Origin of the sequence: Streptomyces sp. NPDC088812 (genome assembly GCF_044750285.1) — a bacterium.
In the GTDB taxonomy this organism is placed as follows: domain Bacteria; phylum Actinomycetota; class Actinomycetes; order Streptomycetales; family Streptomycetaceae; genus Streptomyces.
The window spans coordinates 147786-171990 of sequence record NZ_JBIVJP010000006.1 but is presented as its reverse complement, the minus strand read 5'-3'; the positions used below and the strand labels follow the sequence as shown (position 1 = coordinate 171990).

General features: G+C 73.3%; 19 protein-coding genes and 1 riboswitch. Of the genes, 8 read left to right on the top strand and 11 right to left on the bottom strand.

What is annotated here, in order from left to right:
* The first annotated feature begins 23 nt into the window (after positions 1 to 23).
* On the top strand, positions 24 to 524 hold the full coding sequence (locus ACIP67_RS12975; protein ID WP_401691257.1) for a VOC family protein: 501 nt from the start codon (positions 24 to 26) through the stop codon (positions 522 to 524).
* 111 nt (positions 525 to 635) lie between these two features.
* Here ACIP67_RS12975 and ACIP67_RS12970 read toward each other — a convergent pair whose 3' ends face one another.
* Positions 636 to 1943 carry a tetratricopeptide repeat protein gene (locus tag ACIP67_RS12970; protein ID WP_401691255.1) on the bottom strand — a complete coding sequence of 436 codons (1308 nt, stop codon included), beginning with the start codon at positions 1941 to 1943 and terminating at the stop codon, positions 636 to 638.
* 177 nt (positions 1944 to 2120) lie between these two features.
* Here ACIP67_RS12970 and ACIP67_RS12965 point away from each other — a divergent pair, with 177 nt between their 5' ends.
* The 3 genes from ACIP67_RS12965 to ACIP67_RS12955 all read left to right on the top strand — a co-directional run bounded on the left by ACIP67_RS12965 (position 2121) and on the right by ACIP67_RS12955 (position 4874).
* Positions 2121 to 2651: a DUF6668 family protein gene (locus tag ACIP67_RS12965; protein WP_401691253.1), complete on the top strand. Its 531-nt coding sequence runs from the start codon at positions 2121 to 2123 to the stop codon at positions 2649 to 2651.
* Positions 2652 to 2746: 95 nt separating this feature from the next.
* On the top strand, positions 2747 to 4150 hold the full coding sequence (locus tag ACIP67_RS12960; RefSeq protein ID WP_401691251.1) for an amidase family protein: 1404 nt from the start codon (positions 2747 to 2749) through the stop codon (positions 4148 to 4150).
* Between the two features lie 46 nt (positions 4151 to 4196).
* Positions 4197 to 4874 (top strand): flavodoxin family protein, encoded by a 678-nt coding sequence (locus ACIP67_RS12955; RefSeq protein ID WP_401691250.1) that lies wholly within the window; start codon positions 4197 to 4199, stop codon positions 4872 to 4874.
* Here the strand turns inward: ACIP67_RS12955 and ACIP67_RS12950 are convergent.
* The 4 genes from ACIP67_RS12950 to ACIP67_RS12935 all read right to left on the bottom strand — a co-directional run bounded on the left by ACIP67_RS12950 (position 4864) and on the right by ACIP67_RS12935 (position 9513).
* Entirely contained in the window at positions 4864 to 5763 is a 900-nt protein-coding gene (locus ACIP67_RS12950) for an ABC transporter permease (protein WP_401691248.1), read from the bottom strand. The two genes, ACIP67_RS12955 and ACIP67_RS12950, sit on opposite strands and share 11 nt — an antisense overlap.
* Positions 5750 to 6817 (bottom strand): ABC transporter ATP-binding protein, encoded by a 1068-nt coding sequence (locus ACIP67_RS12945; RefSeq protein ID WP_401691246.1) that lies wholly within the window; start codon positions 6815 to 6817, stop codon positions 5750 to 5752. Before ACIP67_RS12945 ends, ACIP67_RS12950 begins: the two co-directional genes overlap by 14 nt.
* Positions 6818 to 7002: 185 nt before the next feature.
* Positions 7003 to 8217: an outer membrane lipoprotein carrier protein LolA gene (locus ACIP67_RS12940; RefSeq protein ID WP_401691244.1), complete on the bottom strand. Its 1215-nt coding sequence runs from the start codon at positions 8215 to 8217 to the stop codon at positions 7003 to 7005.
* Positions 8218 to 8502: 285 nt separating this feature from the next.
* Positions 8503 to 9513, bottom strand: a complete 1011-nt coding sequence (locus ACIP67_RS12935; RefSeq protein WP_401691243.1) for a polyprenyl synthetase family protein — start codon at positions 9511 to 9513, stop codon at positions 8503 to 8505.
* 984 nt (positions 9514 to 10497) lie between these two features.
* A riboswitch (cyclic di-AMP (ydaO/yuaA leader) is annotated at positions 10498 to 10676 on the top strand.
* A gap of 5 nt (positions 10677 to 10681) precedes the next feature.
* On the opposite strand from ACIP67_RS12935, the gene ACIP67_RS12930 reads away from it, so the two are divergent.
* On the top strand, positions 10682 to 11167 hold the full coding sequence (locus ACIP67_RS12930; RefSeq protein WP_401691241.1) for a transglycosylase SLT domain-containing protein: 486 nt from the start codon (positions 10682 to 10684) through the stop codon (positions 11165 to 11167).
* A gap of 53 nt (positions 11168 to 11220) precedes the next feature.
* Here the strand turns inward: ACIP67_RS12930 and ACIP67_RS12925 are convergent, their stop codons facing one another.
* Positions 11221 to 12048, bottom strand: coding sequence for an HAD family hydrolase (locus ACIP67_RS12925; RefSeq protein WP_401691239.1), 828 nt, complete (start codon positions 12046 to 12048; stop codon positions 11221 to 11223).
* A gap of 248 nt (positions 12049 to 12296) precedes the next feature.
* Between ACIP67_RS12925 and ACIP67_RS12920 the strand changes: the two genes are divergently transcribed.
* The 3 genes from ACIP67_RS12920 to ACIP67_RS12910 all read left to right on the top strand — a co-directional run bounded on the left by ACIP67_RS12920 (position 12297) and on the right by ACIP67_RS12910 (position 16025).
* Positions 12297 to 13370, top strand: coding sequence for a GNAT family N-acetyltransferase (locus ACIP67_RS12920; protein WP_401691237.1), 1074 nt, complete (start codon positions 12297 to 12299; stop codon positions 13368 to 13370).
* A 190-nt stretch (positions 13371 to 13560) separates the two neighbouring features.
* Positions 13561 to 14892: a glycosyltransferase gene (locus ACIP67_RS12915; RefSeq protein ID WP_401691235.1), complete on the top strand. Its 1332-nt coding sequence runs from the start codon at positions 13561 to 13563 to the stop codon at positions 14890 to 14892.
* A gap of 356 nt (positions 14893 to 15248) precedes the next feature.
* A complete protein-coding gene (locus tag ACIP67_RS12910; RefSeq protein ID WP_401691233.1) occupies positions 15249 to 16025 on the top strand; it encodes a polysaccharide deacetylase family protein in 777 nt (258 codons plus the stop codon).
* Positions 16026 to 16070: 45 nt separating this feature from the next.
* Here the strand turns inward: ACIP67_RS12910 and ACIP67_RS12905 are convergent, their stop codons facing one another.
* The 5 genes from ACIP67_RS12905 to ACIP67_RS12885 form a co-directional block, all read right to left on the bottom strand.
* A complete protein-coding gene (locus ACIP67_RS12905; protein ID WP_401691231.1) occupies positions 16071 to 17321 on the bottom strand; it encodes a glycosyl hydrolase in 1251 nt (416 codons plus the stop codon).
* Positions 17318 to 17743: a hypothetical protein gene (locus ACIP67_RS12900; RefSeq protein ID WP_389513108.1), complete on the bottom strand. Its 426-nt coding sequence runs from the start codon at positions 17741 to 17743 to the stop codon at positions 17318 to 17320. Before ACIP67_RS12900 ends, ACIP67_RS12905 begins: the two co-directional genes overlap by 4 nt.
* Positions 17740 to 19650: a glycosyltransferase gene (locus tag ACIP67_RS12895; RefSeq protein WP_401691229.1), complete on the bottom strand. Its 1911-nt coding sequence runs from the start codon at positions 19648 to 19650 to the stop codon at positions 17740 to 17742. The genes ACIP67_RS12900 and ACIP67_RS12895 overlap by 4 nt, the downstream gene beginning before the upstream one ends.
* 227 nt (positions 19651 to 19877) lie before the next feature.
* On the bottom strand, positions 19878 to 22556 hold the full coding sequence (locus ACIP67_RS12890) for a lipopolysaccharide biosynthesis protein (protein WP_401691227.1): 2679 nt from the start codon (positions 22554 to 22556) through the stop codon (positions 19878 to 19880).
* Positions 22549 to 23952: a DegT/DnrJ/EryC1/StrS family aminotransferase gene (locus ACIP67_RS12885; protein ID WP_401691225.1), complete on the bottom strand. Its 1404-nt coding sequence runs from the start codon at positions 23950 to 23952 to the stop codon at positions 22549 to 22551. The genes ACIP67_RS12890 and ACIP67_RS12885 overlap by 8 nt, the downstream gene beginning before the upstream one ends.
* Positions 23953 to 24205 lie beyond the last annotated feature (253 nt).

Below are 24205 nucleotides of genomic sequence, written 5' to 3'. Positions count from 1 at the left end.
GCCGGAGCCCTATAACTGGTCCCATGACGGAGACACCGACGCCCGCACCCACCTCCGGACCCGCACCCGTCCCCACGCCCGTGCACTGGAAGCTCGTCGTCGACAGCTCCGACCCGCACACCCAGGCCGATTTCTGGGCCGCCGCACTGCGCTACGAGGTCGAGGACAACAGCGCGTTCATCGAGCGGCTGCTGGAACTCGGCGCGCTGACGGGCGAGGCGACGGTGGAGCACCACGGCCGGCCCGCCTTCCGGGACCTGATCGCCGTACGGCATCCCGAAGACCCGTTCGACCCGGACCGTGGGACGGGGCTCGGGCGGCGGCTGCTGTTCCAGCGGGTACCGGAGGCCAAGACGGGCAAGAACCGGCTCCATCTCGATCTGCATCCCGGCGACGGGCGGCGCGCGGCCGAGGTCGAACGGCTGACGGCGCTGGGGGCGAGTGTGCTGCGGGAAGTGAGGGATCCGTCCGGGGAGTGGGTGGTGATGGCGGACCCTGAGGGGAACGAGTTCTGCGTGCACTGAGCCCGGTCGTGAACCTGAGGGCCCCGCCACCGGCCACCGGCCACCGGCCACCGTCCACCGGCTACCGGCTACCGGCTACCGGCCACCGGCCACCGGCCACCGGCCACCTGATCAACCGCGCGGGAGGGAGCCGGAGTTTCGGGCCCGCTCGGCCAGCCGCGTCATGCGGGCGCGTGCCGACTCCAGCTCCTCCATGTCCTCGGCGGCCGGCCCTTCCCCGGTGGTCAACTCCGTCCACAGCGCCAGGAGCTCGGTCCCCAGGTTGAGCCCCTGCAGGGGGTCGCGCACGGCGCGCCAGGCCGTCGCCGCACTCAGGACGTTGCCGTACGCGGCCTCCGTGTGGCGGGTGCGGTGGTGGATCCGGGCCAGGTCGAGGGAGACGTGGAAGGACCGGAGCGGGTCCGCCGACAGGTAGGCGATGTACGCACCGAGTTCCCGCAGCCGGAGCACTTCGGGGTGCTCCGGCCCCAGCGTTTCCGAGGCCTGTGCGACGGTCCGCTCCGCGAGCGCCGCCGCCACCTGCGTCCGGCCCGCCCGCACAGCCGCGTTGATCTGCGCCATCGGCTCCGCGAGGAGTGCGGGCGCGCCACCGTCACCCGGGAGCGAGCGGGGGTCGTCGCCGAGCACGGCCTCCGCGACGGCGTCGAAGCCGCGCGCGGGAGTCGGCTTGGGGTCGGGGTCCGAGTCGGGGCGGGAGCCGAGGGTGTGGCCGAAGACCGGGCCGGCGTCGGGCTCCGGTCCGGCGCCGGGAGCGCTGCCACCCGTATCCGCGGGCGGAGGGGTGTTCATCGCGGGCGGCGGACCGAAGACGCCCGTCGGGGCGACGACCGTGCCGGGGGCCGCCGGGACGTCGTCGTGCGGCTGCGCCTGGGGGAGCGACCGCGGCTGTGACTGCGATTGCGGCTCCGGCTGCGGGTGCGGGTGCGGGTGCGGGTGCGGCAGTGACTGCGGGTGTGGCTGTGACTGCGGGGGGATCTGGGGTCGGGTTCGGGGCTCCGGGACGGTGCGCAGCGGAAAGGTGGGGGCCGTCTCGTTCACCGGTTCGGGCACGGATCGCAGGGCGTGCGTGGGCTTGTCGTGGCGGGACGGCGCGGGCGGCTCCTGCGGCGGCGGCGCCACCCGCAGCGGCTCGCCCGCGAAATGGCTGGATCCGTCCGGTTCGACGCGCAGGGGAACGACGTAGCCGATGCGCTCGTCGTGCACCGTGGCGGCGACCGGATGGCCGGTGGCCAGGGCGATGCGGTGCAGGTGGCCCAGGACGGCGTGCTGGATCTCCTGGCCGTCGGCCGGGACGACCGGGACACCGCCGATCGTCGCCGGCCCGCCCCCGGACACGTGTACGTCGAGTGGCGCCACCACGGCGGCCTGCCGCCCGGCGTGCTGCTGTTCCCGCTTCTTCTCGCGGCTGAGTCGCGACATCGGTTTCCCTCACTCGGACACGTATCCCGTGCACGTACCTGGTGCTCATGATCCGTGCACGCACACGTACACGTACTGTTGAGTTTCTCCGCCCGCTCCCTTTCCTGACGTCACCACGACGTCACAGGCTCGTTCCAAGGAGCGGCCCGCACAGTCAGTACGAGGAGGAGCACGGACATGCGGACGACGGACGGGCAGCGCGGACCGGAGATCTGGATCCGCGGACCGGTGGCCGCGCCGGGGCCGGCGCCGGGGCCGTACGAGTCCGTGGCCGCCCCGACCGCCACTCCCCGGCGCTTCTCGTGGCTCGCCGCCCACGGCGGGGCCGGAACCTCGACGCTCGCCGCCGTCTACGGCGGTCACGACTGCGGACGCGACTGGCCGGGCCCCGACGCGCCCTCCTCCGTCCTGCTGGTCGCCCGGACGCACGCGACCGGCATCGAGTCCGCCCTGCGGGCCTTGGAGGTCTTCCGGCGCGCGGAGGCGCCGGCCGGGCTCGACCTGGAGGCGGTTGTCCTGGTCGCGGACGCCCCGGGCCGCCTGCCCCGGCCGCTCGCCCAGCGGATCCGGCCGATCGAGTCGGCCATCGACGTGTACCGCGTGCCCTGGGTTCCGTCCTGGCGCCTCGGCGACCTGTCCGGGGAACCGCCCCGCGAGAGCGAGCCGCTGTGCCGCCTCACCGGCACGACCATCCGGCGGGCCCGTTGACCCCGCCCGGTCCGCCGCCGACCCCGCCGCCGTTCCCTCCGGCGTTCCCTCCGGCGTTCCCTCCGCTGCCTCCCGCCGTCGGGATCGCCGACGCCGTGCGGGCGGGGCGGCTGCGGGCCGTCGACGCCGTCGCCGGGGCGTTGGAGCGGATCCGGCGGGCCGACCGTGCGGTGTGCGCCTTCGTCGAGGTGTGGGAGGAGGCGGCGATGGCGGCGGCGGCCGAGGTCGACGCGCGGGTCGCCGCGGGTGAGCGGCTGCCGCTGGCCGGGGTGCCGATCGGCGTCAAGGGCCGTTACGGGCTGCGGGCGGCGGGGCCGTTGACCGACGCCGGATGCGTGCCGGTGGGCGCGACGGCCGTGCCCGGGCCGGGAACCGCATGGCAGACCTGGGGGCTCGGAGCGCACGGCCGTACCGTCAACCCCTGGCGTGCCGACCGCACGCCGGGTGGCTCCTCGGCCGGTTCCGCGGCGGCGGTCGCGGCCGGCCTGGTGCCGCTGGCGACCGGCAGTGACGGGGCGGGATCGGTGCGGATACCGGCGGCGTGGTGCGGGATCCTCGGCCTGAAGGTCACCGGGGGCAGCCTCCCGTCGGCCGACCGTACGGGGCTGGCGGCGCCCGGCGTGCTCGCGCGGTACGCGGCGGACGCGGAGGCCTACTGGCGGGTGATGGCCGGGGCGGCGGGAGCGTCCGGTGCGCTCGACGCATCCCGGTCCGATCCGCCCGTCACCGATGCGCCCGTCACCGATCCGTCCACCCCCGAGCCGACCGACGCCGAGCCGACCGACGCCCGTCCGACCGTCGCCCGTCCGGCCGATGCCCGTCCGACCGTCGCCGATCCGCCCGTCGCCCGTCCGACCGATGCCCGTCCGACCGTCGCCGATCCGCCCACCGCGGTCTTCTCCCCCGACCTCGGCTTCGCCGGTCCGGACCCGGAGCCCGTGGCGCTGGCCCGCGCCGCCGCCGTTCGCCTCGCGGACGCCGGTGCCGTACGGCTGCTGCGCGCCGAGGTGCCGCTGCGGCTGGAGGACCCCGGCCCGGCGTGGCTGGCGCTCCGTGCGACAGGCGCAGGCGCAGGCGCAGGCGCAGGCGGCGGTGCGGGTGCGGGTGCCGGCAGCGGAGGTGACGGCGGTTCCGCCGAGGCCGTTCGGAGGGTCAACGACTCCCGGCTGGACGCGTTCTTCGCCCGGGCCGACCTGCTGCTGACCCCCACGACCCCCCATCCGCCGCACGGCCACGAAGGCCCGGGAGCGCGCTACTCGACGGCTCTCACCTGGGCGTTCAACCTCAGTGGGCATCCGGCGCTCAGCCTCCCGGCGGGGATCGGACCGGACGGCTGCCCGGCGGGACTCCAGGCCGTGGCGCCGCACGGACGGGAGGTGCTGCTGCTCTCCCTGGCGGCGCGCGCGGAGGCGGCGACCGGGGTCCTGGTGCCCGGCGGCGGCCTCGGCGAAGGGGCGTCGCCCGATCAGCCCTGGCAGTATGATTGCATGCGCATATAATGCACAGGCGTTTTATTGCTGCACGCCTAGCACCTGGGGGAAGACCGTGAGCACCCGCCGTTTCCTGTTCCTGCTGGGCAGTGCCCGTAGCGCCGGCAACACCGAACTGCTGGCCCGCCGGGCTGCCGAACAACTGCCCGCCGACGTCGGACAGCGGTGGCTCGCACTCGCCGAGCACCCGCTGCCCGACTTCGAGGACCTGCGTCACGACGAGGACCACGTCCGCCCCACCGAGGGCAACGCTGGCCTGCTGCTCGACGCCACGCTCGCGGCGACGGACATCGTGATCGCCTCGCCCCTGTACTGGTACACACTCTCCGGCCACACCAAGCGCTACCTGGACTACTGGTCAGGCTGGCTGCGCACCCCCGGCCTGGACTTCAAGGCGACGCTCGCCGGCCGCACCCTGTGGGGGGTCACCGCGCTGGCCCACGAGGAGCAGGTGGTCGCCGACCCGCTGGTCGGCGCGCTGCACAACTCGGCCGCGTACATGGGGATGCGGTTCGGCGGAGTGCTGCTCGGCAACGGCAGCAAGCCCGGTGACGTCCTGAACGACACGAAGGCGCTCGCGCGCGCCAAGACGTTCTTCGCCCGGGAGGCGCCCCTGGCGCGCTTCCCCTACGAGACCGGGACCGGTACGGAGACCGGGACCGGTACGGAGACCGAGACCGGTACGGAGACCGAGGCAGAAACCGAGCCGGGGACGGTCCCGACTACGCGGTGACGTCCCTCGTCGTGAACCGCGCCCACGCCGCCGAGCCGAAGACGGCCACGTACAGGCCCTGCAGTCCGAGGTTCCTGCGCAGTTCCTCCCAGTAGACGGGGTCGCGCATCAGGTCGGCGAAGGACAGCCAGTAGTGGGAGAACAGGTACGGCTGGACCGCGTGCAGTTGGGGAATCTGGTCGAGGATCTGAACGGTGATCAGCAGCCCCACGGTCGTCGCCATCGCCGCGATGCCGCTGTCGGTGAGCGTGGAGACGAACAGGCCGAGCGCGGCCACGCCGAGCAGGGAGACGGCGACGACCAGCGCGATCAGCAGGGCCCGCGTCAGGCCGTCGGCGAGGGAGATGCGGGTGCCGGAGATCGTCGTGAGGTCGCCGAGCGGGAACAGCAGCGCGCCGACCGCGAGCGCCGACACCGTGACGACGAAGGTGGCCAGCAGGCAGAAGGCCGCCGCCGTCGCGTACTTGGCGAGCAGGAGGCGGGTGCGGCCGGCGGGGGCGACCAGGAGGTAGCGCAGGGTGCCGGCGTTCGCCTCACCGGCGAGCGCGTCGCCGGCGACGACCCCCACGGCCATCGGCAGGAAGAACGGGAGCGTGGCGGCCAGCGCGGTGAACACCAGGAACAGGCCGTTGTTGGTGATCTGCGCCATGAAGGCCGGCGTCTCACCGCCGCCGCCCCGCCGCCCGGCCGTGGCGCCGTCCCCCGTCTCGATCTTCACGGCGATCCCGACCAGGACCGGCACGGCCGCCAGTACGGCCAGCAGGGCGAGGGGGCGCCAGCGGCGGAGGGTGACGGTCAGCTCGCTGCGGAAGAGGCCGAGGGCCCACAACGGGCGTGCCCCTCGGACGCCTTCGGCCCGCACCGCCGCGGCCGTTTCAGCCCGCGACATCGAAACCCTCCCCCGTGAGTGCCACGAACGCCTCCTCCAGCGAGGCCCGCTCCACGCCGAAGCCGCGCACCCGGACGCCTGCCGTCACCAACGCGGCGTTCAGGTCGGAGAGTTCCAGGCCGCCGGGCTCGCCCGTCACCCGGTCCTCGGTGACGACGACGTCACCCGCCCCCTGTTCCTTCAGCACGCGGGCCGCGTCCGCCGGATCCGGGGTGGTCACGACGAGCCGGCCGCGCGCCCGGGCCGCCAGGTCGGCCACCGGGCCCTGGACGAGGAGGCGTCCGCGCGCCATCACGGCCGCGTGTGTGCAGACCTGCTCGATCTCGTCGAGGAGGTGGGAGGAGAGGAAGACGGTGGTGCCGTCGGCGGCCAGCTCGCGGACGAGGACGCGGATCTCGCGCATGCCCTGCGGGTCGAGGCCGTTGGTCGGCTCGTCGAGGACGAGCAGGCGGCGGGGCTGGAGCAGCGCCGCGGCGAGGCCCAGCCGCTGTTTCATGCCGAGCGAGTACGCCTTCGCCTTCTTGCCGGCGGCGGCCGTCAGCCCCACCCGGTCCAGTGCCGCCGCCACGCGCGGGCGTCGGGTGCGCGGATCGGCGGTCGGGTCGGCGGCGTCGTAGCGCAGGAGGTTGTCGCGGCCGGAGAGGAAGCCGTAGAGGGCCGGGCCCTCGATGAGGGCGCCGACGTGCGGAAGGACGGTGCGGGCGGCCCGTGGCATGGGCCGCCCGAGCACCCGGGCCGTGCCGGAGGTCGGTTCGACGAGGCCCATCAGCATGCGGATCGTGGTGGTCTTGCCGGAGCCGTTCGGGCCGAGGAAGCCGAAGACGCTGCCCGCCGGGACGGCCAGGTCGAGGCCGTCGACGGCGAGTTGCCCGCCGCGGTAGCGCTTGGTGAGGGCGCGGGTGTGGATGACGGGGTCGCCCGCGCCCGGCACCGCGCCCTGCGCCGCGCCGGGCGCCGCGCCGGGCGCCACTCCCGGCACCGTTCCGGGCACCGTTCCAGGCTCCGCCCCGCGCACCGTCCCGGGGTCCACTCCTGGCACCGTCCCGGGGTCCATTCCTGGCACCGTCCCGGGGTCCATTCCTGGCACCGTCCCGGGGTCCACTCCTGGCGCCGTCCCGGGCACCGTTCCGGGCGCCTCCGCCGCGTCGCCGTCCATCGGCTCCCCCGATCCGCTGTCCACTGGTGGCCGTCAGGCCGGTGACCGGCCGCGTCGGCCGCTCACCGGCCCGAGTCGGCCGCTCACCGTGCCGAATCGGCCGCCTTGACCAGGGCGTCCTTGGTGACGGCACCGACGTAGACCTCGCCGTCGTCCGTGACCAGGGCGTTGATCAGACGGGTGGAGAAGACGGTCCCGGAGCCGAACTTGCCGGTGACCTTGTCGCCGAAGGAGCCCAGGAAGCCGCTGAGAGCGCCCGCGTCGGGCAGGTCCCCGGCGGAGGCGGCACCCGTGCCGCCGGTGTCGAAGGTGGCCACGGACGTCCAGCCGTCGCCGAGGACATCGAGGCCGGCCAGGTCCTCGCCCAGTTCCTCCTCGGAGGGGACGCCGGAGTCCTCGGGCGCCTCGGCCGGGTCGGCGGCCTCCCCCTCGGTCACCTTCGCGCCCTCGGGCGGGGTGAACTCGAAGGTGGAGGCGGCCGGCCGGGCGAAGCTGACCTGGGTGAAGCCGGCGTCGACGACGGCCGCGCCGCCCCCGCTCGGGGTGAGCGTGAACTTCAGCGGCAGCCCGGTCTCGGCGTCCACGGCCACGCTGATCGCGCCGACGGTCGAGCCGGACTGCTTCGGCTTGACGACCAGCTTGTAGGCGTCGCGGCCGGCGACCTGGACGGTCCCGTCGACGGTCACCGAGGTGGTGTCGTCCACCGCCTTCAGGGCTTCCTCGGTGAGCTCCCCGGGCGTGGCGGGCACGGGCGTGCCGTCGTCCTTCGCGTTCTTCTCGACGGTCGAGTGGTAGACCTCGTCGGAGGCGCTGTCGTACGCCCACACGTCCGTGCCGTTGTGGATGACGCTGTACTCGGCGGCGTTCTCCAGGAGGGAGAGCTTCTGCCGGTCCGGGCCGTCGGCGGCGACGCGCAGGGTGTGCGTACCGGAGGCGAGTTCGGTGAGCTTGGCCGAGGGGTCGGCGGACGAGCCGCCGCTCTCCCCGGTGGCCCCGGAGAGCAGCCCGGTCTCCAGGCCGCCCAGGTCGGGCAGGCCCAGATCGGTGCTGATCTTCACGGTGCCGGAGAGCTGCTGCACGTCGGACGCGGCGATCTTCTCTATGAGCTGCTGCGCGCTGATCTTCGGCAGGTCGGGGTCGCCCGAGTCGGCCAACGCCGGGACGAGCCCGATCGTCGCCGCCGCGACACCCGCCACGGTGACCGGAACGACGTACCGAACGGCCTTGCGCCGTCCGACGCGCGGGTCGTCGTCGGTCTCCCCGGCGCGTGTGCTGTCGTCGGATGCGTACGGTGCCATGTGTGCCTTACCTCCGTCGTCGGCGGCGGCTGGTCATGTCGCGAACGACCCCACCCCAAGCCGCCATTCTCACCCGAATCGGTGAGGATTGGGGTTCTCCGTGGTCTCCATCTGACCAAATCGGCCCACCACATACGTCAACCCGAGGACTCAACTCCGTCTACGCCTGCGGTATGACACGGGGGCGGGTGGCCGACGATGACCCGTAGGGGTGGGTGGGCGCGACGAAACAGCATGGGACGGGATGGGGCGGGGCGAGGCGGGACGGGTTGGGGCGAGGGCACCTCACCCGGCCCGGTGCACCACCGCGTCGCACAGCTCCATCAGCGCCTTCTTGGCCCCGCACTCCCGCAGCGGCGCCAGCACGGCCCGTGCCTCCTTCGCGTACCGCACGGTGTCCGCGCGGGCCTGCTCCAGCGCGGAGTGGGCGCGCAGGGCGGCCAGCGCCTCCGCGTGCCGTGCGTCGTCGCTCAGGTCGGAGTCCAGCAGCTCGCAGAGCGCCACGTCCTCGGGCAGCGCCAGGCGCTCCGCCCGCTCCCGCAGCCGCAGCACGGGCAGCGTCGGAATCCCTTCCCGCAGGTCCGTGCCCGGCGTCTTGCCCGACTCGTGGGAGTCCGACGCGATGTCCAGGACGTCGTCCGCGAGCTGGAAGGCGACTCCCAGCCGCTCGCCGTACTGCGTCAGCACGTCCACGACCGTCTCGTCGGCGCCCGACATCATCGCGCCGAACCGGCACGAGACGGCCACCAGCGAGCCGGTCTTGCCGCCCAGCACGTCGAGGTAGTGCTCGACCGGGTCCCGCCCGTCCGTCGGCCCCGCCGTCTCCAGGATCTGCCCCGTGACCAGCCGCTCGAACGCCTCCGCCTGCACCCGGACCGCCTCGGGCCCGAGGTCGGCGAGGATGTGCGAGGCCCGGGCGAAGAGGAAGTCCCCGGTGAGGACGGCGACCGAGTTCCCCCAGCGTGTGTTCGCGCTCGGCACCCCGCGCCGTACGGTCGCCTCGTCCATCACGTCGTCGTGGTACAGCGTGGCCAGGTGGGTGAGCTCCACCACCACGGCCGACGGCACGATCCCCGGTGCGTACGGGTCGCCGAACTGCGCCGCGAGCATCACGAGCAGGGGCCGGAACCGCTTTCCGCCCGCCCGCACCAGGTGCTGGGCGGCTTCCGTGATGAAGGGAACCTCGCTCTTGGTGGCCTCGAGCAAGCCTTCCTCGACAGCCGTCAATCCGGCCTGGACATCGGCTTCCAGAGCCTGGTCCCGCACGCTCAGCCCGAACGGCCCGACGACGGTCACGAGGGGTCTCCTGTCTGCTGGTGTCTACTGGCGGTTACACGGTTTGTCGATAGGTCGCTGCCATCACTCGAGTCAGCGTATCCGGTCACGTTTCGATCACTGATAAGCCCCCACGTCACCCGGCCCCGCACGTCGCTCGACCGGGAGACGACGAGAGGAGCCCGGATGAGCCCGGGCGGCTTCCGATCACGACCGGTATGTTTCCGATCAGCCGATACGAACGGACATTCATCGACTGACCGGGAAGCAGTGATTCATGTCCAGCGCGCAGGGGTAGGCGTCGAATCCGCCGACCGGCCTTCCCTCCGCGCGACGACGCCGTCCCCGGCCGCCGCCTCCCCGGCCGGGAGCCCTCGCTTGACCGGGGGCCTTCACCCGACCGGACGAAGGCGCACGAAGGCCCACCCCACCGTCGACGCCGACGACCGGCAGGGTCGCCGTCTGTCCCGGTCGCCTGCTTCGCGGCGCCCTTCACCAGCCCGGCGATCGCGGCCGCCGCCGGCCTGGCCGTACCGACCGCGTCACCCCGACCGCGCCGCCCTGGCCGCGCCGCCCTGGCCGCGCCGCCCTGGCCGCGCCGCACGACACACCCAGTCCGCTGCCCCCGTCGCCGGCTCACCGACCGCCTCCCGAGGTACCGCTCCTGCCGCGACCGGTTCGGAGCCGGACAGCCCCCACCCCTCCACAACACGCCCTTTTACAAAGGACTTGGGGCTCATTGTCCGTTTGGCACCTATTGCGATGACGGGTGAGTTGGCTCACTCCCCACCCCCACCCCACCCCCCACACCGAACCCTGTGATTCCGCTTTGCGCCAAGCCAGTTGACGTTTCACGACAGCAAAGGATCAAGCACCCCATACCGAGCGGATCATGGTCAATAGGGGTGTGGTGTGACTCCGCCACTTGTTCCGGACATGTGCTCTCGCATACGTTCCCGCCACAAGTCGGGCGGACGCCGAATCCTGCCGCCGCCCTTCACCACCCATCGACGAACACTCACGCACGGCAGGAGCGGGGGACCCAGGTAGACGCCGGGCCGTACGTCACGCACGTAACGGCCCCGGCTAGGGGTGAAGTCGTGCCGCCGTACCCGTACGGCGGCCGGCCGGGCACCTCCCCGCCCGAACCCGACAGCTCACCCCGCAGGCGCCGGAGAGGAATTCCGCCATGTCTGCTGCCGCCCAGCCCCGCCGCACCCGTCTCGCCCGCACCGTCGCCGCCGTCTGCACCGGCGCCGCCGTGCTCTCCCTTCCGTTCATGGCCGCCACCAGCGCCTCCGCCGCCGCCCCGACGTCGGTCACCACGACGTCGGTCACCACGGTCGCCGGGTACCCCGACAACCTCGACGGCTGGATCCGCGAGTCGCTCGCGATCATGGCCGAGCGCGGCATCCCGGGCACGTACAACGGCATCCACCGCAACATCCTCCGCGAGTCGTCGGGCAACCCGAAGGCCATCAACCTCTGGGACTCCAACGCGGCCAAGGGCACCCCCTCCAAGGGGCTGCTCCAGGTCATCGACCCGACCTTCGCCGCGTACCACGTGCCCGGCACCTCGTACGACCCGTACGACCCGGTCGCCAACATCACCGCGGCCTGCAACTACGCGGCCGCGCGCTACGGCTCCATCGACAACGTGTTCGGCGCGTACTGACCTGCACCCAGGCTCAGGACACACCCTGCGGGACACACCCCGCGGGACTCGCCCTAGGGGAAGAGTCTTTCGAGGACGACGGCCACGCCGTCGTCCTCGTTCGACGTCGTCACCTCGTCGGCCACCGCCTTCAGCTCGGGGTGGGCGTTGGCCATCGCGACACCGCGCGCCGCCCAGTCGAACATCGGGATGTCGTTGGGCATGTCACCGAAGGCCAGTGTGTCCTCGGGCCTCAGCCCGAGGTGTTCGGCGGCCAGCGCCAGCCCCGTCGCCTTGGTGATGCCGCACGGCTGGAGCTCCACCGTGCCCGGCCCGGACATGGTGACGGTCGCGAGCGAACCGACCACCGAGCGGGCCGTCGCCGCCAACTCGTCGTCGGACAGGGTGGGGTGGCGCAACAGCACCTTGCTGACCGGCTCGCACCACAGGTCGTCGCGCGACCCGACGCGCAGGGCCGGCAGGGTCGGGTGGGGCATCCGGTAGCCCGGCTCGATGAGCGTCAGCCCGTCGACACCGTCCTGGTCGACGGCCGCGTACACCTCGCCGACCTCGGCCTCGATCTTCCCGAGCGCGGTCTCCGCCAGGTCCCGGTCCAAGGTGACCGACCACAGCAGGCGGTCCGCGCCGGCGTCGTACAACTGTGCACCCTGGCCGCACACCGCGAGTCCCCGGCTGTGCAGGTTCGCCAGCAGCGGCCGGACCCGGGGTGCCGGGCGGCCCGTCACCACCAGGTGGCGGGCGCCGGCGGCCGCCACCCGCGCGAGCGCGTCGAGGGACCGGTCGGAGAAGGTGTCGTCGCCGCGGAGCAGCGTTCCGTCCAGGTCGGTGGCGATGAGGGAGTACGCGGCGCAGCGCGCGGCATCTGCGAAGGGTGCGGCCATGATCAGAGAATACGGATCCCGGCCGTCCCCAACTCACCTTCCCCTGAGGCCGATCCGCGGGAGGACGGGGCAAGGAGGCCGGAAACGGCTTTCACACGCAACGCCGGGTACAGGGCGGTTAAAGGCCTCTGCACCGATTGGCAACAACATGCTCCGCTACCTACCGCCCGAACTGCCTGGAGCGGTACCGTCCAAGAGTCCAGGGGGGACTTGATCGGGGGGTCAGGTTGAGCAGTGGACGTGTTCGTGTGCTCGGGCCGGAGGAGCTCGGCGAGGGGGATCGGGAGCGGTGGCGCGCGCTGCGCGCCGCGTCCACGGTCCCGCGCAATCCGTTCATGGAGCCGGAGTTCACCGACGCCGTGGGCCGGGTGCGGCCCCGCGCGCGGGTGGCGGTGGTGTACGAGGGGCGCGAGCCGGTCGGTTTCCTGCCCCACGAGCGGGGCCGGCTCGGCCGCGGCCAGGCCCTCGCGTACGGCGTGTCGGACGCCCAGGGAGCCGTACTGAGCCCGGGCCTCGGGCTGAACGCGGACGAACTGATGCGGGCGTGTTCCCTGTCGAGCTTCGCCTTCGACAACCTGGAGGCCGAACAGGGGCTGTTCCTGCCGCAGGTGGCCGCCGAGTACGCCTCCTACGTCATCGACGTGGAGAAGGGGTACGAGACCTACGAGTCCGTGCTGCGCGCGCAGTCGCCGAAGTTCCTGAAGACGACGCTCGCGAAGGAACGCAGGCTGGGCCGCCAGACCGGGCCGCTGCGGTTCGTGTTCGACGAGCGCGACCCGGCCGCACTGCGCACGCTCATGGCGTGGAAGTCGGCGCAGTACCGCAGGACCGGCCGCCGGGACCGGTTCGCGCAGGAGTGGATCACCCGGCTCGTGGACGCCCTCGCCGAGACGCGCGCCCCGGAGTGCTCCGGCACGCTGTCCGTGCTCTACGCCGGTGAGCGGCCCGTCGCCGCGCACTTCGGACTGCGTTCGGCGACCGTCCTGGCCTGCTGGTTCCCGGCCTACGACCCGGAGTTCGCGAAGTTCTCGCCGGGGCTGGTGCTGCATCTGCGGATGGCCGAGGCGTCGGCCGCGGAGGGCATCGGCCTGCTCGATCTGGGGCGGGGCGCGGCCGAGTACAAGGACTCGCTGAAGACGGGCGAGCTGCCCGTGTACGAGGGGGCGTGGACGCGTCCGGGAGTGGGCGCCGCGTTCCACTGGCTCAGCCGTGAGCCCTCCCGCCGCGCGCACCACTTCGTACGGGCCCGGCCGAGGCTGGCGGCGACGGCGGCGCGGGCGCTGAAGGGCGCGGGGCGGTTGCGCCGGTTGCGGCGATCGTGACGGGCGGGGCGGACGCCGGTTCGGCGCGGGGCTGACACCGGTTCGGCGCGGGGCTGACACCGGTTCGGCGCGGGGCGGACGCCGGTTCGGCGCGGGGCGGACGCCGGTTCGGCGCGGGCCCATCGCGAGAGGTGCCCGTGAGGGCAGGGGACTTCATGACAGGGGAAGGCTCATGAGAGCAGGGGGGTTCATGTCCCGCGCACACGTGGAGCAGGAGATCCGGCGGTTCCTCGACATCGGGCCGGTACAGATCGCCGAGCTGGATCTGGAGGGCCCCGGAGCCACCCTCAGGCCCGGTCCCGGTAGCCCTCCCGTCACCCACGGCGAGGTGTTCCTGCTGGTCAGGAGGGACGGCCGGCCGGTCGGCACGCTCCTGGGACGGGTCCCCGAGGGCGCCGACCCGAAGACGGTCCTCGCCGGCCTGGCCCGGGAGCGGATCGCCCCGGAGCGGGTGGGGAACGGGAACGGCGCCGCGGAGGCCGAGCGGTCCGCGAGCGCGGGAGCGGCGCCTTCCGTGCCGTACACCAGTGTCGTGATCGCCACCCGCGAACGTGCCGGGCAGCTCGCCCACGCGCTCGACTCGATGCTCGCCCAGGACCACCCCGACTTCGAGATCGTCGTCGTGGACAACGCACCCGTGACCGGCACGACCCGGGACTTGATCGAACGCAAGTACGCCGAACGCGTGCGGTACGTCACCGAGCCGGTGCCCGGTCTGGCCGTCGCGCACAACCGGGGCGTCGAGGCCGCGCGCGGCGAGGTGATCGCCTTCACCGACGACGACGTGGTCGCCGACCCGCGCTGGCTGACCGAACTCACCGCGCCCTTCACCGCCGGCCCCGAACTCGGCTGCGTCACCGGCCTGATCCTGCCGGCCCGGCTGCGCACCCCCGCCCAGGTGCTGCTGGAGAGCCACGGCGGCTTCGCCAAGGGCTTCACGGCCCGTACGTACGACCCGGCCGACCCGCCCGCCGACGAGTCGCTGTTCCCGTTCACGGCGGGCCGGTTCGGCTCCGGCGCCAACATGGCGTTCCGCCGCTCCGTACTGCGTGCGGTCGGCGGCTTCGACCCGGCCACCGGCGCCGGCACGCCCGCGCGCGGGGGCGACGACCTCTACGGGTTCGTCCGCGTCCTCGCCCAGGGCCACCGTCTGCACTACGCCCCGCAGGCCCTGGTCTGGCACCACCACCGGGAGACCTGGCGGGACCTGGAGACCCAGGCCTACGGCTACGGCGCCGGCCTCACCGCCTACCTCACCGCCGTCCTCGTCAACCGCCCCGGTCTCCTCCCCGCGTTCCTGGCCCGGCTGCCCCGCGGCCTCGCCCACGCCCGCGCCCTGACCGTGACCCGTGAGGCGGACACCGACGGCACCCGTACACCCGGCGCCCATGACGACCGCAGCCATCCCTGGCCGGGCCGGCTGTCCCGGTTGCAGCGCCGGGGGATGCTCTACGGGCCCGTCGGCTACCTGCGGGCCCGGCGGGCTCTGCGGGCGGCTCTCGCCTCCCGGGAGTCACGATGACGGGGGCCGAGGGCGGCGGCAGAAGTGGCATAGGCCGTAACGGGGCCGGGGCGAACGGCTCGGGGGCCTGGGCGAATGGCTCGGGAGCCTGGGCGAATGGCTCGGGGGCCCGGGCGAACGGCTTGGGAGCCGGGGCTAGTGGCTCGGGGACCGGGGAGAGTGGCTCGGGAGCCGGGGCGAACGGCTCGGGAGCCGGGGCGAACGGCTCGGGGACCGGGGAGAGTGGCTCGGGAGCCGGGGCGAACGGCTCGGGAGCCGGCGCGAACGGCTCGGGAGCCGGCGCGAACGGCTCGGGAGCCGGCGCGAACGGCTCGGGAGCCGGCGCGGGCTTCCCGGTCTCCGGGGGGAGCATCCCCGTGTTCCTCTACCACGCCGTGATGGAGGACCCGCCGGACTGGATCGCGGAGTTCACCGTCACTCCGCGGCAGTTCGCGGCGCATCTCGACGCCGTCGTGGACAGCGGCCGTACACCCGTCACGGTCAGCGCGCTCGCCGACCATCTCGCCGGGCGGGCGCCGCTGCCCGCCCGGCCGGTGCTGCTGACCTTCGACGACGGCTTCGCCGACCTGCCGGGGCCGACCGCCGAGACGCTGGCCGGGCGGGGCCTGTCCGCCACCGCCTACCTGACCACCGGCGCCATCTCCCAGGGCGGCCGCAGTCTCCTGCCGCCCGCCCCGATGATGCGCCTGGAGCAGGCGGCGGACCTCGAGCGATGCGGCATGGAGGTCGGCAGCCACACCGTCACGCACGCCCAGCTCGACACCCTGCCGCCCCGGGACCTCGTGCGTGAACTACGCGACTCGCGGGCCGTCCTGGAGGACGCGCTCGGGCACGGCGTCCGCCATCTCGCCTACCCGCACGGCTACAACAGCGGGCGGGTGCGCCGTACCGCGGCCGCCGCCGGCTACGAGACCGCCACCGCCGTTCGGCACGCGCTCAGCTCCGACCGGGACGAGCGGTACCGCATCGCCCGGCTCATCGTGCGCCGCGGCCACACCGTGGCCGACGTGGAGGCCTGGCTGGCGGGCGAGGGGGCGCGGGTCGCGCCCTACCGGGACGGCGCGAAGACGGTCGCGTGGCGGTGGTACCGGCGGGCCCGCGCCGTGGCGCGTGGGCCCGTGTTCGCGGGCTGAGTCCCGGTCCGTTCGGCAGGCGGTCTCCGGTTCCGCGTCGCCTCCCTACCCCAAGGGCTGGTTGAGATAGGGGTCGGAGACCGCCTTGCGCAGGCTGTCCCACGCCTGGTCGTCGGCCAGCGCCAGATCGCAGTGCGGACCGGGGTCGCGGTAGTTCCACTGGAGCGCCGCCTTGACCCCCGTCAGCCCCTTGAGGACCGACGGCACCTGCGCGTACCACTCCGCCTGGCGGCCCGGGCGGGACGGGTCGTTCGCGGTGCCGAACTCGGACAGCATCAGCGGCTTGTCGTCGGAGATGTTCTCGCGGATCCAGTCGTGCGTGGCCTGCTGGGTCTGGGCGAAGGTCAGCCAGCCCGCCTGGTGACAGCGGAAGTAGTTGTACTGGTTGTAGGCGACCCAGTCGACGTAGTCGTCGCCGGGGTACATCCGTTTGATCACGTCGGCGTGTTCCAGGTAGCCGGTGGTGATCCAGGTCCACACCACGTTGGTCACGCCCAGGGTCCGGAACCGGTCGTGGATGTGCCGGTAGGCCCGGACGTAGTCCTCCGGGGTGCCGTTGGCCGGGGTGCGGGTGTCCATCTCCAGGTCGAAGGAGAGGAACACCTTCCTGCCGAACTCCTTGACGCGCCGGGCCTGGACGTCGATGACGGACGCGTCGAGGTCGCCGTCGGCTATCTGCTTCCAGGTGGGCTGCTGGGCGTCCGTGCCACCCCACCACTTGCTCTCCCAGGACAGCAGCAGCAGGTGGTCGTCCGCGGCGACCCGCTGCTCCTGCGCCGTGAGCAACTGGCCCTCCAGCCGGTCGCCTTCGACGAGGGACATGTCGTGGTACGTGTACACGATGTCGAGGGTGCGGCCGACGCGCTCCTCGTAGTCGCGGACCTTCTCGGAGAGATTGCTCTTGTCGTGCGGCACGAACGCGCCGAACCAGGCGCCGCAGGGCGGTTCCAGCAGCGCCGTCGGGGCGCACTCCCCGCCGACGGCCGAGGGCCGGGACCCGGAAGCCTGGTCCCGGTCGGAGCCGGCGTCCCACGGGCCGGAGGCGTCTCGCAGGACCAGGCAGGCGGTCAGAACGGCGCACAGCGCCGTGGCGACCGCGAGCAGGCGGAGGTAGCGGGGGCGGGGAGCGGGGCCGCCCGAGGGGGCGGGATCAGCGGATCGCCGGGCAGCGGACGCGTGGGGCCCGGCGGACCTGCGGGGGACGGGGAAGCGGCGCGGACGCCGGTGGCGGTGGCGGTGTGGACGGCGGCCGTCACCGGACGGGCGGCCGTCATCTGAAGGGTGGGGCGACCTCACAGAGCAGAACCCTTCCCGGTCCTCGGCGGGGAGGCGCGCAGCCGCGGGCAGAACGCGGCGACCGTGGTCAGCAGCGTGAGCGTGAGCAGGACGCGCTGCGCGCTGAAGGCATGTGTGGCGATGAAGACCGTCGCGGCGAGCAGCACGACGGCCACGCTCACGAAGACGGTCAGCATCAGCCGTTCCAGCAGGTCGGAGTGGTGTTCGAAGGTCGGGTCACGGAGTTCGACCGGGCCGGCGGCGGGGGCCGTGGCCAGCGCGGGTCCGCAGATTCTGAGCAGGGCGGCGCCCGGGCCCGCCGCCAGGAAGGCGATCATCGCGGCGCCCCTGAGCGGGGAGCCGCCGGGCAGCGCGAGGGCGGACAGGGCGAGCCAGCCGCCGAACGGGGGCAGCATCCGGACGACGAGCTCCTGCGGGGTCACCGGCCCGCCTCCTTCAGCGCGTACGCCGTCCCGGCGTCGTTGGCGGCCACCCGCTCGAACAGGGGTGACGCCGCGATCGACTCCTCGATGCGGTCCAGTTGCCCCTCGGTGAGGAACCCGTTCATCTCGGCGTCCGCGAACTGACCGCGGGTGAAGAGGAGATAGGCGCGGCCGGACGATTCCACGGCGGACATGTCGCGGGCCAGGGTGGCGGCCGGGTCGCGCACGATCCGGTCGACGTGCTCGCGGGAGTCGTCGAGGAACCAGTAGTGGTCCACTCTCCAGTACTGGTCGAAGGCGAGCGGATAGTTACGGTCGGGCGCGACGATCAGGGAGCCGTCCGGCGCCTGGTCGAACACCTGCCGGACCAGATCCACTTCGGCGGGCGGGAAGTAACTGATGCGGTCCTTGCCGGAGTAGCTCGGTACGAAGGCGAGAGTGCCGGCGAGGAGGGCGAGCAGCGGCAGCCAGACGTAGCGGCGGGGCTCGCGCCGCTCGCCCCGGCCCCGGCCCTGACCCCGGCCCTGGCCCTGGCCCTGACCCTGGACCTGGCCCTGACCCTGACCCTGGACCTGGCCCTGGATAGGGCCGGGGCCGGAACCGTGGCGTGAGTCGTGGCCTGGGCCGGCCTGTCGGCTGTTCTCCATCGCCGTCAGGGTGCGCACCTGCGGCAGCAGCGCCGCCGCGGCGAAGAAGGCGGCGCCGGGCAGCATGAACATCAGGACCCGGAAGATCATCTCGCTGCCGTAGCTGCTCGCGCCGAGCATCGGCAGCGGTGCGGCGGCGAGCAGCAGCAGCGGCATCGCGCGGTGACGCAGCACCGGCTGGCGCAACACTCCCACGACGGCGAGCAGCAGCACCGACGCCGACAGCAGCCGGGCCGCCCAGGAGGTCGTCACCGCGCCCGTGCCGGTCGGGGTGGCACCGTAACCGGTGGAGACGTTGTGCCCGATGTCGCCGATCGAGCGGATCATCTCGGGCATCGTCGCGGAGAGGAAGGGCAGCGCGGCCGTCAGACACCAGGCAAGGAAGATCACCACGGTGGTGATCAGCGGGACCTTGTCCCGGTAGTGGCGGACGAGGAACAGGGCGGCCAGCGAGACGATCAGCATGCCCGGGGTGAGCTGGTGCGAGATGACGACGGCGACGACCAGCACGGTCAGCAGCACCGTCCACACCGCCTGACGCTGCTGCGCCACCGTGCGGCCGGAACGGCCGTAGCGGCGCAGGACGACGGCGAGCACGCCGAGGTGCAGGGCGAAGGCCACGGACTGCGGGGAGAAGTAGTCCTGGCCCACCCAGTTCGCGACGTAGAAGAGCCAGAGCGCGGTCCAGATCAGGCGCCGGTCGTCGGTGAACGTGCGGTAGAGCAGCAGCAGCGGAAGCAGCAGCATCAGGCTGGAGACCAGCGGCCACCAGGCCATGAACTGCGCGGCGGAGTCCACGCCGAGCAGTTCGACCAGCGTGGCCTGGGCTGCGAAGAAGCCGGGCCACTGGTCGTATACGGCCAGGTCGCCGAGGACGTCCTCGCTCTGCAGCCGGCCGGCCGTCAGCAGGTGGTCGATGATCGCGTCGTGCTTCCACGCCCACGCGTACAGCGGCGTCGGGTAGAGCACGGCCTGGGTGGCGCGCTCCATCACCAGCAGACCGAGCACGTACGCCGGTGCCCAGGCGGGGTGGCGGCGCGGGCCGCGCACGGTGAGCCAGAAGCCGGCGGTGAGTACGGCCAGCCCCGCCCAGAACGTGGGGTGCACTGCGGTGACCAGGCCGAAGTCGTCGAGGTCGGAAACGTCGGTGTGGGTCACCGCCCAGACCCACAGCGCGAGGGCGACGAGCAGGGCGACACCCGGATGGAACACGGTGTTCCACCAGGGGCGGGCGGGAGGGAGGTCGGAGAGGTCGCTCACGGACTCACCGGGCTCACCGGACTCACCGGACTCACCGCGTACCGGAGCAGCGACGTCCGTAACGGTGGCGGTCGCGGTCGCTGTTGCGGTTGCCGAGGCGGGCTCCGGCTGGGACGCGGAGGCCCCGCCGGTTCCCGGGCCCGGTACGGGCTCCGGTTCTGATCTGCCCCGTGGAGTGGTTGGCGGACGCACGACGGTTCCCCCCTGGCGTTCGGCTCTGAGCTTGATCAGTCGCTGGACGGGTCTCGGTTCCGGTCGGTGGGACGGGTGTGCACGGGCGGTCGGGTCGGACGGGTACTGTCGGACGGCGGCTGGTGCGGGTGGGCGTTCCCGGACGACGGGTGGCGCGGACGGTACGCGGCCTCGGCCGGTGCGGCCGGTGCCCCGGTCAGCTCATCGGTCAGTTCATCGGTCAGTGCATCGGTCAGTTCATCGGCCGGTGGCTCGGCCCAGCGGACGGACAGGAGCAGGACGAGCAGGAACAGCAGAAGGAGCAGCGGCGGTGCGACGGGGGCGAGCGCTTCTCTCCCCGCCCAGCCCCCCACGGCGGTGAGATAGACGATCCCCCAGCGCGCCGCCCACGGCAGCCATCCGCCCAGCCGGTCACCGAAGCGGTCGCCCACCCGGTCGAGCAGCAGCCACAGGAGGATCAGGCACAGCAACTGGCAGACGGGCGGCACCCAGCGCAGCAGCGGTTCGGGCCCGGGCAGGGCCAGTGTCTCGGCGAAGAAGGCGGCCGTTTCCCGGTAGAACGTCCCACCCAGTGCCCTCGGTTCCCGGCCGAGGGCGACGGGAACGGAGTACAGGGCGAGCGCGATCACCCCCAGGGTGGTCCCGGGAAGCCAGGGGTCGCGCCGCACGCTCAGGGTCACGGCGGCGACGAACAGCACGAACAGCAGGAGCCCGGCGACGATCGCCGCGGCGGGCAGCCGGCCGAGCATCCCGGCCCCGCTCATCGGCGCGGCCAGACCGTCGTCGATCCAGCCGCCGAGCCACGGCAGGTGCCGCAGCGCCGTCCAGAAGACGACGGCGGTGGCAGCGAGCAGGCTCCATAGCCCGGCACGCAGCCACCGCTGGCCGCGCTCGGACCAGATGCCCTCGCCCTCGTAGCCGGGCTCCGGCGTGCGCGCCGCCCCGGTGCTCCCGGTGCTTCCGGTGCTCCCGGTGCTCCCGGTGCTCCCGGTGCTCCCGGTGCTTCCGGTGCTTCCGGCGGGCTCGGCGGCTCCCTGGCGGGACCGGACGATCACGGCGAGTGTGTCCGCCTCCAGCGCTTCCCGCTCGTAGCCGGGACGTCCTATGAACAGCGCGACGGTGTCCTCGTCGGAGACTCCGCGGTCGTACGCCGCCCGGCGCGCCCAGCTCGTGCCGTATCCGGCGGTGGCGTTCAGCCGGGCGGGCCGGGCGCCGTCCCCGACGGGCCCGTCGACCGGGGCGAGGGCGGGAGCGGCCCGGTCGGCGAGGAGCACGGACGGACCGGCGGCGACGGGGACGGGCGTGCGCAGTGCGGCCCGCAGGCCGATCACCGAGACGACGGCGATCAGCGACATGCTCAGCAGCACCGCCCAGCCCGCGCCGGCGATGCCGGCCGGAGTGAACAGCACGGCCGCGCTGCCCAGCACCAACGTGCACATGGCGCCCTGGAGCGCGGCCAGCACACCGGTGCGGCCCTGCACGCGCAGCACTCCGATGTACAGCTCCACCACGACCCGCGGCAGCGCCCCGGCGGCCAGCAGCCGCAGCACGGTGGTGCCGTGCTCGGCGTAGTCCGCGTTGAACGGCAGCAGGATCTGCGGCGCGAACACCACCAGGACGAGCACCACCGGCACGAGCAGCAACGTCATGCGGCGCAGTGCCCCGCGCACGCCGTCGGCGAGGTGGCGCGGGTCGTGCGAGGCGTGCGCGGTGAGGGAGGAGGCCATGTTGATGGCCATGAACTCCATCGTCCCGCCGACGGTGTACGCCACGTAGAAGTAGCCGTTCTCGGCGGCGCTGAAGCGGACCGCGACCATCACCGGCAGCAGGTTGATCATCGCCAGGCTGAACAGCGCGCCCAGTGAGTCGCCCGCCAGGAAACGGCCCATCTCCCTCAGCCGCGGCGGCTCCAGGTCACGGTCGGCGGCGGCCTGGCGCGGGATGAGTCTGCGGAAGATCAGCCAGCCGAGCGGCAGTGTCGAGAACGCGATGGCGACGGCCCAGGACACGAAGATGCCGAGCACCGGCAGCGCGCCGGCGAACACGACCAGCAGGACGAGCTTGCCGAGGGAGAACACCGCGTTGCCGACCGGCACCCATCCCGATCTGCGCAGTCCGGTCAGCACGCCGTCCTGGAGGGTGAGCAACGCCCACGCCACGCAGGCGACGACGAACGCCGCCCCCGCGAGCGGAGTACCGAGCGGCGCGTACGACGCCCCCCACAGGTCGAGGGTGAGCAGGAAGACCGCCGCGGCGATCGCCACGACCACCGAACTCGCCGCGTACGCCCGCCACACCAGGGGGCCCGTCGCCCGTCCCGCGCGGGGAACGAAGCGGACGACGGCGCCGATCATCGTCGTCGCCGTGATGCTGGCGAGCAGTCGCATGCCGGCGATCGCGGCGGAGCCCTGCCCGACGGCCTCCTCGGAGTAGTAGCGGGCGGCCACCAGCCAGAACCCCAGGCCGAGCACGGCGGAGACGCCGGTGCTGAGCATGAGGAAGTAGGCGTTCCTGAAGAGGGAGTCGGAGCCGCGGTCGCTCGCCTCCGGCGTGGGACCGGCCGCGCCCCCGGCGGGGCCCGGCCGGCCGGCGGGCGGTGCGACGGGCTCGTGCGCCTGGACCCCCGTCCGTCCGCCGGCCGCCGGGCCGCTCCGGCTCCCGGCCTCCGCCTCCGTGTGTGTTCCGGCCTGTGTCCCGGCCCGTGTGTCAGCCACGCGTCGGCTCCAGCCCTCCCGGTGCCTCGGCCGGCCGGACGCCGGACTCCTGGAGCACGTCGATGACCCGGCGTGCCCGCAGCGGATCCACGGGCAGCGCGTGCCGCGCGAACCAGCGGGCCCCGGCGGGATCGGGCGAGGGGTCGGTGAACGCCGCCCCCGCGTAGTCGTCCAGGGGCGGGTCATAGAGGTACCCGACGACGATGCCCCGCCGGGCGAGTGCCGCGATCGCGGCATCCCGGTCGGCGACGAACAGAGGGACCCGGAAGAGCGGTTGGACGCCCTGCGCACCGTCGGCCGGAGAGCCGGTCCGGGGACCGGTCGCGGCACCGCTCCGTGAGCCGGTCGCCGCACCGGTCCGAGCGCCGGTTCCCGTGCCGGTGCCGGCACCAGCGCCGGTGCCGGGGTGATGGCTGGTCGGCGCGTCGGCCGGGGCCCCGGGGGCCTGCCGGGCGTCCGGCGGCGGCACCGGTCTCGCCCAAGGCGTCGACCGCAGCAACCGCGTTCCCGCCCGGCAGGTGTCCAGCACCTCGTCCAGACGGTCCAGCTTCCTTTCGATACGGCCGAGGCGCACCGGCCCGGATCGCAGCCGGTAGTCGTGCATGTCGACGCGGACCCAGGAGTCGTGCGCGGTGAGGTCCGGTGCCGTGTCGACCGCCCGCGCCAGCTCGTCCGCGCGCAACGGCATCCTGATCTCCTCGCGCTCCATCAGCCCGAGCAGCCGCATGGCGGCCCATGCGGCACTCCGCAGCCGCAGCCCCCGCACGGCCGCCTCCGCGTACGGGCGGAAGGCGAAGGCGAGTTCGGCGCCGAGCCGCCCGGGCAGCAGCAGGTCCTCGCCGGTCTTCTCCAGGGCCTCGCGCAGACCGGGATCGGCACACGTCAGGAAGCCCCCGGCCTTGGCCCCGACGTGCTTGGACAAGCTGAAGACGGAGGCGTCCCCCCAGGTTCCGACCGGCCGGCCGCCCACCTCGCTGCCGATGGCGTGCGCACCGTCCTCGAACAGGGGGATTCCCCTCGCGTCGCACTTCTCCCGCAGCCGCGGCGCGTCGTCCGGATTGCCGTAGAGGTTCGTCGTGAGCACCGCGGACAGCGAGTCCCACACGTCGTCGGGCACCGCGTCGACGTCGATCGACGCGTCCAGCGGGTTCAACGGTGCCTGCACCGGCCGCAGACCGGCGGCGAGCACCACGAAGAAGATCACGTCGTCGTTGACGGGCGACATCAGCACCCGCCCACCGGGCGGACACCAGTGGCGCAAGGCCACGAACAGCCCGAACCGGCACGACGGCACGTACACGCATTCCCGGCCGAGTCTGCCGCGCATGGTGGCTTCCAGCCGCTTCGGCCGTGCACCACGCCGCGCCGACCCGAGGCCGGCCTCCCCAATGGCCATCCGCCCCCCAGGTGTGCCAGGGGAAAGCCCCCTCCCCGAGGCCTTCCAGCACCCGCCCAGAGTCTCCCTTTTCGCACCGCTCCGTCAAGATTGCGGTCCCGCCTGTGGACAACTTCCCGTTCCCGCGTGACAGCGGAGCGCTGCGAGTCGGCCACCTCATCCGTCACCTCCCGTGTCACTTTCGTCATCCCTTCCGCGGCGCCGCGGTGTCCCTCCTGCGAGGTCAGCCGTAACGTGATCGACGGCCGGGCAC